The sequence below is a fragment of the Bacteroides pyogenes genome (assembly GCF_014196225.1).
In the GTDB taxonomy this organism is placed as follows: Bacteria; Bacteroidota; Bacteroidia; order Bacteroidales; family Bacteroidaceae; genus Bacteroides; species Bacteroides pyogenes_A.
In genome coordinates this window covers 24,541-37,872 of the sequence record NZ_JACIDI010000019.1, presented here as the reverse complement: position 1 = coordinate 37,872, position 13,332 = coordinate 24,541, and the positions used below count along the sequence as shown (strand labels likewise).

Here is a 13,332-nt window from a genome sequence, read left to right as displayed (position 1 = left end):
GATTGAATTTCGTTATAATCAGAAATTTGCATTTCGGGGTGTACGTGGAAACGGAATAACATCCCGAATGTTTGTCATACCTGTAATAAACAGCATCAACCGTTCAAAACCCAATCCAAAGCCTGAATGGGGAACAGTGCCAAATTTGCGTGATTCAAGATACCACCACAGTTTTTCGGTATTCATATTCAATTCTTTCATTCGCTGCAATAATTTTGTATAATCGGCTTCCCGTTCAGAACCTCCTATGATTTCCCCAATTTTCGGAAATAATACATCCATTGCACGAACTGTTTTCCCATCTTCATTTTGTTTCATATAGAATGCTTTTATCTCTTTAGGATAATCTGTAACAATCACAGGGCGGCGAAAATATTCTTCCACCAAATGACGTTCATGTTCAGGACATAAATCAATTCCCGGTTTTACAGGGTAATCAAACTGACGCCCGGATTCTTGTAAAATCTCTATAGCTTTAGAATAAGGCAAACGCATAAATTCATTATTTGCAACGAAATGTAATTTATCCATTAAACCATTATCTACGTTGTCATTAAAAAAAGCTAAATCACTTTCGCAATTTTCAAGTGCATAACGGATTAGATATTTCAAAAAGTCCTCTGCCAAATCCATATTGTCGTTAATATCATTAAAGGCAACTTCCGGTTCAATCATCCAAAATTCGGAAAGATGACGGAATGTATTTGAATTTTCTGCCCTAAAGGTCGGGCTAAAGGTGTAAATTGCCCCCAATGCTAACGCACCAAGCTCGCCCTCTAATTGTCCCGAAACTGTTAAATTGGCTGGGGAACCGAAAAAATCATCTTTTAATTCTGTTTTGACTTCAAAGAGTTCTCCTGCTCCCTCGCTATCCGATGTTGTTATTATAGGAGTATTGAAATAGAAGAATCCTCTTTCATTGAAATAACGATGTATGGCAAAAGCCATATTATGGCGCATACGAAATATTGCACCAAAAGTATTTGTACGTAAGCGTAAATGAGCTATTTCCCGTAAGTATTCTAAAGAATGTTCCTTTTTCTGTAAGGGGTATTCCTGTGGGTCTGCTATTCCATATACTTCAATATCCCCGGCTATTACTTCTACTTGTTGTTTACCTCCGGCAGACCGGATAAATTTGCCCTTTATACCGATTGCACTTCCTGTAGTAATAGTCTTTAGCATGTTCTTTTCAAACTTTACATGTTCAATCACAATTTGAAGATTGTGTACAGTAGAGCCATCATTTAAAGCAATAAAGCTTATATTTTTACTCTGCCGATGCGTACGAACCCAACCTCTCACATAGACATCAATTCCATAAATATCTGATTTTAATAAATCTACGATTCTTATTTTCATAACATTATTCTTTTATGCAATATCTCTAATACTTATAATAAGAGCATTATTAGACGTAAACTTGTCATTAAGAAATAAATCATAATTCAATTCAACACGAATGCGGTCATCATATATTTTAAGCTGATAAAGCAATGTCCTTACTTTTATATTAATATCTCCATCAGCGGTGATATAATCCGATTCCGTTAATTCCCCATTTAAGAAAGACATTTCAGTAAAAATCGACCCTGTACGATATAAATTAGCTTTTTCCGGGTTGATTATTAGTCGGTTTTCAACAACATGTCCTCCTGCACATAATTCTCGGTATAAAACAGAATGACTACTACCGGAACGTGAATAGTTTCCAATGGCATTAGTTACTATTTTATCCGTATAGTCGTCATACCGTTGAATATTTTGAACGATTATTCTAACATCCTTTTTCATAAATGAGGCAAGTTCTCACGATATTGCCGCAAATAAGATTCATCTTGATTATGAATTTGTTGCTCCAAAAAATGAACCATCTTTTGCTTATCTGTTTTTAAGTTACCACAGACTTGGATTAAGTTAGAAGCTCCATCAGTAGCAAACCTTGCATTTACCGTCAAGTTCTGAATCAGTGTTTTTAACTCCTGCAATTTTTCAATCTCTGTTTCCTCTTTCCAATTTCCTGCTTGAATTTCTTGAAATAGCTGAGAGGTTGGATAGATGGTTAGCATGGAAGCATCTATGATTTGTGGGTGAAGTTGGTTGAAGATTTCCGCAGTTGCCTTTGCGCCAATTTCCCCTCTCCCTGAACCGGAAATGCCAGTCAAGTAAAAGAAATTGTAGCTCATATCCACCTCTTCTAACTTTTTGCATTGTTCGATAATATCTTTAGACAAATATCCCTTTTTCATAAAAACAAGTGCTTCATCATCTCCCGTTTCAATTCCAAACGTAATTCCATCATAACCGAGGTCTTTCAACTCTTGCAAATCTTTGACGGATTTTTGGCTAACATCAGTTATTCTTGCAAAACAACCGATGCTCTGACAGTTTGGAAAATATTCATGTACCATCTTCGCCAATGTTTTGAGTTTATCCACACTAAGTACAAAAGGATTAGCTCCTGTAAAGAATACTCTGTCTGCATCTTTATAGTAGTGATTAGCTTCTTTCAAATCTGATTTAACTTCTTCGAACGGTGACATTCGAAACTTGAAAGGCAAGTCTTCATAAAGAGTACAGAACTTGCATGAATGGTGAGTACATCCTGCTGTAACTTGAATTAAAAGGGAGTATGCCTCATAAGGCGGTCTCCAAATAGTTCCTGTGTAATGCATAATTATTTCTCCTTTTATTTATGTAAACAATGACCAAAAACAGTAGAATATCAACTGTTATTTAGTTTCTTTTTCGATGGCAAAGTTATAAATATACTTAGTATAAAAAAAGAAGTTACTTAAACGTTAGGCAGTTACAAAGGGGTAACTATTTTTGCGTATCAGATAGTTACGTGCGAAAAAAAAATAAAAAAAGATGGGAATGGTATATTTATAGGGTGATGTAGAGGAGATTTATAAAAAGCACCCGGTGTCCCTCCGGGTGCTTCAACCACAAAAATTTCAATTATAAATCTATCTATAATGAAACTTTCTGTGGCAAATATAACGATTTCCATTCTATTTCTTCGGTTTGCCTTTCTTTTCAGGAAACACGAAAGTAACATTGAACTGCCCGTCAAAGGCAAGTGAAGCGTCAAAGACTTTACCGTCCCTGTTCTTGAACCCTTTGATTAGTCCGGTTTTCCCGGTACTCACCAGTTCGGTAATCTGTTTGTCCGTCAGTTGCTTGTCGCTCTTGTTGCGGAAGATGGTAACGGAACAATCCACATTGGAACATTTGGCGACTTTCGGATAGAAAAGGATGCGTCCGGTCTTGCATTTCGGGCAGATACAACCACTACCCGAAGCGAAAGAATGCTGAACGTCCAAAAGTTCAGCCGTGATTTGCCGTGCATACACTTCGATACCTTTACGAAACGTGTCGGGATTCATTTCTCCGCTTTCTATTTTGGCAAGCGTATTTTCCCACATTCCCGTCATTTCAACATCCGCTATCTTCTTGTCCCGTATGATGTTGTAAACGGCAAGCCCCTTTTCGGTCGGGACAAGGTTCTTTTTCTCCCGGACGATATACTGGCGGGAAAACAGCGTCTCGATGATGGCTGCCCGTGTTGCGGGTGTGCCGATACCCGTATCTTTCATGCTGGCTTTCAGTTCTGCGTTTTCCAGTTCCTTGCCTGCCGTTTCCATTGAAGAAAGCAAACTGCTTTCCGTGTGTAACGGTTTGGGCTTGGTCTGTTTCTCCAACAATTCAATGCCGGAAAGCGGCAAACTATCTCCGTCCTGCATGGCTGGCAAAGTGGCGTTATCTTCCCCGTCCTCTTTCTCGCCGAATACGGCACGCCATCCGGCGGACTTGATTACAGACCCCTTGACCGTGAAAAGTGACCCTGCACATTCCAGCGTTACACTGGTAACGTCTTTGACGCATTTTTCTGAAAAGGCTTCCAGCATCCGCCCGGCTATCAGTTCATAGATTGCCTGTTCGTCCGTTTCCATCTTGCCGGGCAGATTTTCCGTTACTATCAAAGCGTGATGGTCGGTTACCTTGCCATCGTTCACGGAATGGGAATTTAAGGCTTTGCCTTTCATCCCGGCAGCATATCCGGCAAAACGGGCGTACTGTTCCAAATCAACAAGACGTTCCGGGATTTCCTCGAACACGTCCTGCGAAATGTAACGGCTTCCGGTTCGGGGGTAGCTGATTAGCTTACCATCGTATAACTTTTGTGCGATGGATAGGGTTTTGTCTGCGGAAAATTTAGTTTGGTATTTGCTTCTTTTTGAAGTGAAGTCAAGTCATACAGCAAGGGCGGTTCTTGGTTCACTTCCTTACGCTCTACGGATTTCACCCGTACCGTTTCCGCTTCCTTTATCCTTTGCAGTGTGTCGATGGCGGTCTGCTGTGCATCGTATTTTTCTACGGATAGGGCAGAAAAAGAGATATTGTCTTTTGCCGACTGTAATTTCAGTTGCCAATACTTTTGCGGGACAAAGTTCTTGTTTTCCAAAAAGCGGGTGCATATCATAGCCAATGTGGGCGACTGTACCCGTCCCAAAGAGAATATTCCTTGTCCGGCTGCCACGCTTAAAGCCTGTGTACCATTAATCCCTATCAAATAATCCGCTTCGCTGCGTGCCTGTGCCGAAAGGAAAAGGTTATCATACAGGCTACCGGCTTTCAAGTTTTGCAGTCCCTCACGGATTGCCTTGTCCGTAAGGCTGCTTATCCATAAGCGGACAAAGGGCTTGTTGCATCCGATATACTGGTAGATGTAGCGGAAGATAAGTTCCCCCTCTCTTCCTGCATCCGTAGCGACTATTATCTTGTCCGACTGGCTGAATACCTCTTTGATTACCTTTAGCTGTTTCAACGCTCCGGGGTCAGCCTTGTACCCCTTATCCGCTTTCACTTGCCGGGGTGTAAGTTGAAAACTCTCCGGGATGATGGGCAGGCTTTCCCGGCGGAAACTCTGTATGCCGTAGGCTTCCGGCATTGCCAATCCTACAAGATGGCCGAACGTCCAGGTAACGAGATACCCGTTACCTGAAAGGTAGCCATCCTGTTTTTCACTCGCTCCTAAAATGCGGGCAATGTCCCTTGCCACGCTTGGTTTTTCTCCGATTACTGCAATCATTCTAATTTCGATTTTAATTGTTCCACTTCTTTTTGTCTTAGGATTTTCCGGTCATAGTAGATGTGATAACCATCTACATAAAATTGTCGGTTCTGCTCGTCTATGGCTTTCCAGTTCGTTTTGTAACAGGCTAAGAGAAACAACACAAAACCGATAACCGGGATAAGGATTAATACCGCTATCATCTTTTGCGTCCCCTGCTTTGTTTTGGTTTGTCCATCTGCTCCTGCTTCTCCTTTTTATCCTGCTTGGTTTTCTGTTTTTCAGTGGGCTTGTCCTGCCCCTTTTTCAAAGGTTCTTTCACTTTCTTGGTGGCTTCGTTGGTCTTGCCCTCCGAATTGACCGCTACCTGTGTGCTGTTCTTGCTGGCGGGGGTAATCTCTTTCACAGCTGAACGGTCAAAACTGGGGTTGTCACTGTAAAAGCCGAGTTTCTTCTTGTCGTGGTTCACCTGAATGTAAGCATCGTATTCGACCCCTCTCTTGTCTTTCAGCCCGGCAACAAAGATGGTTTTGTCATTGACTAAATCCTGCTGTTGCTGGCGGGATAGCTCTATTCCTGAAATGCTCTTGGGGATGGTTACACCGTCACTGGTGACAAGGTTGTTCGGCTGTTCCTGTTTCTGTCGTTGCTCCTGTGACTGTTTGGCATTGGGATAGATAAATTCCAGACTTTTCTTGTCGGCATTGACCTGAACAGTTGCGGAAAAGGGATTTTTACGGTTGGAAATCATGTTTTCAAGGAATACACCCTTTCCCTCCCGTAAGGCTTGCTGCTGTTCCTTACTAAGTTTGACACCCTTTATTTCATCGGGGATTTGGACGCTGCTTGCACGCATGGAAACCAGTTCGTTCGTTACCTTATCCACGCTGACGAAAGAGGGTATCATTTCTCCCGTGATATAGTTTTTCAGGTTTACTATGCGTCCCATATTGCCCGTTTCAAGAAGATTGGCTTTATCCTCTTTGGAAAATTCATGCCCGAAGAACGGACGTTCAAGTTCCGGCTTTTGGCGGATGCCGTGTATCGCCAAAACCACATTCCCGTCTTTGTCATGCCGGAAAGACAGGCGTGCATCCAGTTTCATAATGGCGGAATTGTAGTTTCCTGCGATGGAGAACGCACCGGGTGACTTGTACCCCCTTAGCATGGGTTCTAAAGCCTTTGCCTTTTCAAGCTGTTCTTTGGAAAGCCCGAAGTTTTTCAGGGCTTCCCAGTCCACCTTGTCAGGGTCGATAACATACTTGCTTTTGTCAGGTTGCTGCGGTGCTTGTGCCGTTGCTTCCTGCTGCGGTTGCCGTACCTGCTGCTGTGTTTGGTTCGGTTGTTCGTTCTTCACCCCCTGTTTCAGCGTTTCGGGTGTTACCCGGTAACGTTCTATCTCCGCTTCATTCTTGGCGGTCGGATGGTCGAAGTTGTCCCTGATTATCGGTGTAATCTTGGGAAGTTCAATTTTGGGGATTTTAAAGAAGTTGAAGCGGGTCGGGTTCTTCAACTGGTTCATCATGTTGGAAAAGAAGTTGGAAAAGAAATCGCCGTGACGGTCGAATTTCAGAAGTTCGCTGTTGTTTTCCGGCGGTACGGTTTGGAGTTCCCCGTTTTCATCCACGCCTTTCACTGCGCTGATTGTCTTTTTCTCCTTATCCAGTACAAGAAGAATATCCATCATCTGTTCGTCAGTGGTGGATTTGTTGGCTGTGTTTACATCCATAATGTTTTGAATTTTAGTGAATAAATAAAATTTTCGGAAGTAAAAGTACGGATGAAATAGAGTATATTTAAGGATTTGGGAACAGGTGGCTTCATTAGTCCCCGTTTGGCTTCATTTGTCTCGTATAAAATATTTTTAGTGAATTATTTGTTATGTATTTGCATGTAAAAACATAATATATTAACTTTGCAGAAAAATAAAAGCTATGACTTCATTTAGAAAAGAAATATTGCAGCAAATTGAGCAAATAGATGTCGGACGTATATTTACATTCCGGGATTTATCATTTCCCAATGACAAATTGGCGAATGTGGCTGTCTTCCTTTCGGAACAGAGTAAAAAAGGCATACTGATGCGGGTTGAGAAAGGGGCTTATTTCCGTCCTCGTAAATCGGCTTTGGGATTAGGAACATTACCGGTATATCAGGATGAACAATTCCGCTATATTACCCAAAAACTGGATGGCTATATCACTGGAGCATATATTTATAATAAAATGGGGTTGACCGAACAAGTGGCAACTACCATTACGGTGGCAACCCTCAATCCTGTACGTCGCTTTCGGTTTAAGAATTTGGATGTGGAATGTGTAAAATCCTATACTGCTGCCTACCACGATGAAACGAATATCCCTTATTTGCGGTTATTGGATGCCGTCAAAGATATAAAACATATTCCCGGAAGCACGCAAAAAGATATATATGAGCGTATTAAGAACCAATATTTCAATAGCTTTTCAATACAGGAACTTATAAAAGTAGTATCTTTGGCGAAAGATTACCCACCTCGTGTACGAAAGATAGTAGCGGATATACTGGGTGAGATGGGGCAGTACGACTTGCAGCGGAAAATTGCTAATACCGTTCTACCTACCACAAGGTTTAATTTGAATTATAAAACAACGTAATACTGTATGGATTTACATTCGGATAAAGAAATATTCAAAGAGTTAATCGCATTGGCAGCAGACCATTTCGGTTACGAACAGTCACATATAGAAAAGGATTATTGGGTATGCAAAATACTCAAAGAGATTGCTTTGTCCGAATATAAGGAAAAGGTATTCTTCAAAGGTGGAACATCTTTATCAAAAGCTTATGGCTTGATAGAACGCTTTTCGGAAGATTTGGATTTGTTCGTTTTTACCGGAAATACAGCAGCATCCAAACAAGCGGAAAAAACATTGAATAAGAAGCTATCCAAATTCATAATAGAACAAAACGCTAGCATATACCGTGAAGAATTATCCGAAACAGGTGGAAACTTCCGTAAATTGCTTTTTTCTTATGAGAATGTTTTTAAGGGTGTTGGACTGAAAGAAAATTTGGAAGTAGAAATAAAATCCTGTGATTTATCCGATAAAAAGCAAATGTATTATCCGGCTGATACTGGTATTATCAAAGCAATTATCACCGCTTTTTTGGAAAATATAGAACGACAGGATTTGATTCAGGAATATGAACTGGATGGTTTCAAGATACAATGTATCAATCCAAGAAAAACCATCTGCGATAAAATTTCAAGACTTGTCAAATTGTCTTACAACGAAGATGCTGTAAATTTACTGGCAAAGCATATCCGAGATATTTACGATTTATGCCAGTTGTTCCACACTTCTGAATATAACCAGTATTTGCAATCGGAGGAATTTTTGGAAGCCATGTACTGGGTAACGGTTGAAGATGGGCTGAACAAAAATTCTAAGTCGCATTTATCGCTGGCTGATGCTCCTATTTTTAAGTCAGCAAAAGAAATGATGGCAAAGCCTGAAATTATGGTGGCGTACACTTCCGATTTGAAGAAACTGGCTTTCGACAAACAAAAAATGCCATCAATAGAAAAAGCTATTAGCACAGTGGAAAGCATACATGGAAGATTAATCAAATTTGAAATTTTTAGAAAAAATAAAATATGAGAAGCAAAGTTACAACAAGTGATAAGAGCATTGATAATGCCGGAATCCCATCCGATTATAGGTTAGCTATTGCGGAATATATTTGGAATAGTTTTGATGCTAAAGCATCCAATGTTGATATTCAGTTTGAAGCCAACGAATTAGGACATATTTCCTATTTTGTCATATCAGATAATGGAGAGGGTATAAACTTATCTACGATTGCATCAACCTTTGGAGCATTTCTTGATTCACAGAAACAACAATCGTATCAAAGAACTTCTGATGTTAGAGGGAAAAAAGGAAAAGGACGTTTTTCTTTTATTAATTTTTGTTCCAAAGCTATTTGGAAAACACGATATAAAGCGGAAGATGATTCAATTCTCCAATATGAAATAACAATCAGTGCAGGGGATAAAGACCATTACGAAACTGATAACAAGCAAAAGATAACATCTGGAACTACTGGTACAGACGTGTTTTTCCATGATTTAAAAGATTTTTCAGCCGGACATTTTTATGCTCCATCTTTTAGTGAATTTCTTGCACAGGAATTTGGTTGGTTTTTGTATCTGAATAAAGAGAAAGGTTATACACTAACCATGAATGGGAATGCAATTGATTATGAATATTTAATTGCAGAATCCGAAACTATTAATGAAACAATTTCTGATTATGATTTTGAAATCTCCTATATTAGATGGGAAAAGAACATCGGAGATAAATTTTATTACTATTATTTGAAAAGTGATAAATTTGAATTAGGTAAGGAACTGACATCATTTAATAACAATGCAATTAACTTCTTTCATAGTTTGTACATAGTTTCCCCCTATTTTGACAATTTTATTTTTGAAGAAAAACCTTATCCAAGATTGGACGGAGTAAAAAACCAATCTGATGAAACATATAAAATCCTAAAAAAGAGACTTCTTACTTTATTAAGGGAAAGAGAAAAAAGATTTGTAAAAGAAGATGCCGCCAATAAATTAATCGCAGATTATGACAGGAACGGCATATTACCTGTATTCAGAGATAATAAATATGAAAAAGAACGCAAACAAGATTTACTTAATGTAATCAAAGAGATCTATTGCATACAGCCTAAAATTTTTAAAGGGCTCAAGAGAGAACAATCGCAAACTTGCGTTGGTTTTTTGAATCTTCTTTTAGATACAGACGAAAGAGAAAATATACTCTCGATATTGAATAGTATTGTTTCTATCTCAACAGAAGAAAGAGTACAGTTAGCCCAAACATTAAGAACAACTTCATTAAGCCGCATATTGCGGACAATAAAAATGATAAAAAACAGGTGTGAGGTTGTTGAGCAATTAAGGAATCTTGTTTTTGACTTAAAGAAGTTTTCTACTGAACGAGAGCATATCCAATTAGCAATAGAAGATAATTATTGGCTTTTTGGAGAACAATTTCACTTAGTTTCAGCGGATGAAACATTTGAAAAAGCATTATCCAATTATCTGTATGTACTGGATGGAGAAGAAAAGAAAGAACAAATTAATTCTCCTGAACATAATAGGCGACCCGATATTTTTATGTGTAGAAAGCATAAGGTAGCTGATACAACTGATTTTTCAAATATGTTGGAAGAAAATGTAATCGTCGAATTAAAACGACCGACTGTTACGATTGGAAAAAAACAATTCCGACAAATTGAAGACTATTTAGATTTGATAAAAGGGGAAGAACGTTTTAATAGTCAAATGCGTTCATGGAAATTTTTTGTTGTAAGTAATAAAGTGGATGACTTTATAAAAGACCAATATAAAGCGTTTCAAGATAAAAATAAAAGATTTTTAGTCCATATCAAAGAGCAATTTGAGATTTATGCAATGACTTGGGATGATATATTTCAACTTTTTGAAATAAAGCATAACTTTTTATTGGATAAATTAGACTTCGACAAAAAAACGATTGAAGAAGAAATAAAAATATATGCTAATAATCGTGTGGCAGCAGATAGAATAGTGGATAATGTCAGGAAATTAGAAACTTGGTAAATAACCGATATGAACTTTACAGATATAAGAGAACGTCTTACTGGGATTAGTTGTCCATTTTTTGGCATATCATGGAATCCAACCGAAATTGACCGAACGAAAGCAAATAGAATCATTCGCTTTTTAGAGGATAGAAGAGTATTATATAATCTATATGAACAAGAGTGTCCCGACCATTGTGTTCGCTCTATTATTGAAATTAGGCATTATTTGACAGATAAAATTCAGGAAATTTCGCCTGATACTCAACTTTATGGGTTTGTTAGCGCAATGCGAAAAGCCTCCCGGAAATTCTTAAATCAATTTTCAGACAAGGATAAAGATGTTCGTTTATATATAAATAATTACGATTGTATAAGTAGCTGGAAATTCAATTCAGCTTTAGGTGAGTTAAGAGGTACATTTGGAATTATGATAGCTCAAATAGCGGTTACTTATGGAATTAATGTGGAAGAGGAATTAGCTTCAATTCTTCCTAATAAAGAGGAATAAAGTTTGACATAATCTACAATCATCAGTTGCAGAAATAATCAACATACTAAAAGTACCCCAGTTTTCCAGTTATTAGTTGGAAAATTGGGGTATATATTTTAGTTCTCATCCTTTATCAAATACCGTAATTCAGGGTCATTTTTTATACGGGTGATTTCATCCTCTACAATCTGCTGGACTTCCTGCTTGACCCGGTTGTAATTTGCCTGTATTTCTTCCTGCATCCGGTCGTTCCCGTCCTCGTCCCGGAAATCTATTATTTGGGGCAGTTTCTTGTAACTGGCTGTTTCCCGCTTCACTTTCTCGTTATCCACCACAATTTCCGCATGGAATATTTTTTGCTCGATGCGTTCATCGAAGTTGTCACTGACTGCCCCCACGAACATACCCTGTGTGAGATTGGATATTTTACTGGGTGGTATCAGGCTATCCATCTGCGTGCTGATAGAGGTTGATTTGTCATTCCGGTTAATAGTCATGCTTTGCCGTTTTTGCAGTACCTTTCCGAAACGGTCTGAAAGCGTTTTTGCCGTTTCAGAAACCACCTGACCGGAAAAGATATTACCCACTGTATTTTCAATTACTTTGCTTTCCCTGTCCCCATAATCCCGGCGTAACTGGCTGAAATCCTGAAAGCCCAAACAGACCGCAACCTTGTTGCTTCGTGCCGTTGCTATCAGGTTATCCAGTCCCCGAAGATATACTGTCGGCAACTCGTCAATTATCACGGAACTTTTGAGTTGGTGCTTCTTGTTTATCAGTTTCACGATACGGGAATTATACAGTCCCAAAGCACAGGAATAGATATTTTGGCGGTCGGGATTGTTGCCTACTACCAATATCTTAGGTTCTTTCGGGTTGTTTATATCCAGTGAAAAATCATCACCTGTCATTACCCAATATAAGGCGGGTGAAATCATCCTTGAAAGCGGGATTTTAGCACTTGCAAGCTGCCCCTGCAACTGGTCTTGCGCATTCGATTCCCATGCGTCCATGAACGGTGAAAGGTAGTTTTCCAGTTCGGGATAACTGGTTAAAATTGTGAACGTATCGGCATATTTCTTGTTCAGAAATTCAATGGCGTGCGGAAATGTACAATACTTGCCACCCTGATAGATTTTCAAAAACCATATTATAGAAGCGAGCAGGATAATCGGGCTTTCCACAAAGAAATCTCCCTGCTTGGTTATCCAACTGCGGTTCAAATTTAACATGATTGTATAACTGGCTTCGTATGCGTCTGATATGTCCGTCATAAACGCCGGATTTATCGGGTTGCATCGGTGGCTTTTACGTGGGTCGTCAAAGTTAATCATGTAGAATTTAGGCTTCACCTTATACCCGTCTAAATGACTGATTAAGTGATTGTAAGCTATCTCCGAAAGGTCAGGAAATTTGTAGTCATAAATATAAACAGCAAAGCCTTTTTCGATTTGCTGTTTTATGTAATTATTGACTATCGCATACGATTTTCCCGAACCGGGTGTGCCTAAAACCATGCTTGCCCTGAACGGGTTTACAACGTTTATCCATCCGTCATTCCATTTCTTTTTGTAGTAGAACCGTGTCGGCAGGTTGATGGAATACTCGTTTTCTATCAAGCGTGTTTCCTGTGCAAAGCTTTCATTCTCGGTATTAAACACGTCATCCATCAGGTTATTTTTCAACAGGCGGGAAATCCATACTCCGGCAGCCAACAGGGAAAGATACCCGGCTGTCATGGTAAAGATATACAATGCCGTGTTTGCCGCCAGTGGCAACGGCATAACCAACAGCCACCAATTCAGGAAAAACAGGATAAAACCGATTGTCAGGAACACATAAATCTTATTCCATGTGATTTTTTCCTCTTTCACTCCTTTTGTACCCAAACAGGAAAGCGCAAGGAACACCACCGAAAAAAGTTTGGTGTACAGGATATTGGAGAACAGCCCGGCGGTACGCTGGAAGTTCAGCAGGATTTTATCGACTACCCCGATATTAATACCCCACTCCCGGAACGACTGGTAACAAAACCAGTAAATGTTTATCACTACAAATAAAATACTGATTGCCCGCATAAAGTCCATGACCTTTGCAAGTCCCCTTAAATCATCTTCATTCTGCATAATTGAAATTT

General features: G+C 39.3%; 10 protein-coding genes and 1 pseudogene. 4 read left to right on the top strand and 7 right to left on the bottom strand.

The features are described 5' to 3' along the window. Positions 1-18 precede the first annotated feature (18 nt). The 6 genes and pseudogenes from asnS to GGR07_RS11580 form a co-directional block, all read right to left on the bottom strand. A complete protein-coding gene (asnS, locus tag GGR07_RS11605) occupies positions 19-1,362 on the bottom strand; it encodes an asparagine--tRNA ligase (RefSeq protein ID WP_021645682.1) in 1,344 nt (447 codons plus the stop codon). A gap of 12 nt (positions 1,363-1,374) precedes the next feature. Next, complete coding sequence (locus GGR07_RS11600) at positions 1,375-1,794, bottom strand: YwiB family protein (RefSeq protein WP_010803749.1); 420 nt, start codon at positions 1,792-1,794, stop codon at positions 1,375-1,377. After that, positions 1,791-2,675 (bottom strand): radical SAM protein, encoded by an 885-nt coding sequence (locus GGR07_RS11595; RefSeq protein ID WP_034543445.1) that lies wholly within the window; start codon positions 2,673-2,675, stop codon positions 1,791-1,793. The genes GGR07_RS11600 and GGR07_RS11595 overlap by 4 nt, the downstream gene beginning before the upstream one ends. A 339-nt stretch (positions 2,676-3,014) precedes the next feature. After that, positions 3,015-5,095, bottom strand: a pseudogene (locus GGR07_RS11585) (type IA DNA topoisomerase). Further along, complete coding sequence (locus GGR07_RS13945; RefSeq protein WP_021645686.1) at positions 5,092-5,280, bottom strand: hypothetical protein; 189 nt, start codon at positions 5,278-5,280, stop codon at positions 5,092-5,094. Before GGR07_RS13945 ends, GGR07_RS11585 begins: the two are co-directional and overlap by 4 nt. Further along, positions 5,277-6,806: a DUF3945 domain-containing protein gene (locus GGR07_RS11580; protein ID WP_021645687.1), complete on the bottom strand. Its 1,530-nt coding sequence runs from the start codon at positions 6,804-6,806 to the stop codon at positions 5,277-5,279. Before GGR07_RS11580 ends, GGR07_RS13945 begins: the two co-directional genes overlap by 4 nt. Positions 6,807-7,011: 205 nt before the next feature. On the opposite strand from GGR07_RS11580, the gene GGR07_RS11575 reads away from it, so the two are divergent. Genes GGR07_RS11575 through GGR07_RS11560 form a run of 4 tightly spaced genes read left to right on the top strand, consistent with a single transcriptional unit; the run spans position 7,012 to position 11,213 of the window. Continuing rightward, complete coding sequence (locus tag GGR07_RS11575; RefSeq protein WP_021645688.1) at positions 7,012-7,713, top strand: hypothetical protein; 702 nt, start codon at positions 7,012-7,014, stop codon at positions 7,711-7,713. Between the two features lie 6 nt (positions 7,714-7,719). Beyond that, positions 7,720-8,721, top strand: a complete 1,002-nt coding sequence (locus GGR07_RS11570) for a nucleotidyl transferase AbiEii/AbiGii toxin family protein (RefSeq protein WP_021645689.1) — start codon at positions 7,720-7,722, stop codon at positions 8,719-8,721. Continuing rightward, on the top strand, positions 8,718-10,721 hold the full coding sequence (locus GGR07_RS11565) for an ATP-binding protein (RefSeq protein WP_021645690.1): 2,004 nt from the start codon (positions 8,718-8,720) through the stop codon (positions 10,719-10,721). The genes GGR07_RS11570 and GGR07_RS11565 overlap by 4 nt, the downstream gene beginning before the upstream one ends. Before the next feature lie 9 nt (positions 10,722-10,730). Beyond that, the gene (locus GGR07_RS11560; RefSeq protein ID WP_034543449.1) at positions 10,731-11,213 is read left to right on the top strand and encodes a DUF6650 family protein; all 483 of its coding nucleotides are present in this window, start codon (positions 10,731-10,733) and stop codon (positions 11,211-11,213) included. Positions 11,214-11,311: 98 nt separating this feature from the next. Here GGR07_RS11560 and mobC read toward each other — a convergent pair whose 3' ends face one another. Continuing rightward, positions 11,312-13,321 (bottom strand): conjugal transfer protein MobC, encoded by a 2,010-nt coding sequence (gene mobC / locus GGR07_RS11555; protein WP_021645692.1) that lies wholly within the window; start codon positions 13,319-13,321, stop codon positions 11,312-11,314. Between the last annotated feature and the right edge of the window lie 11 nt (positions 13,322-13,332).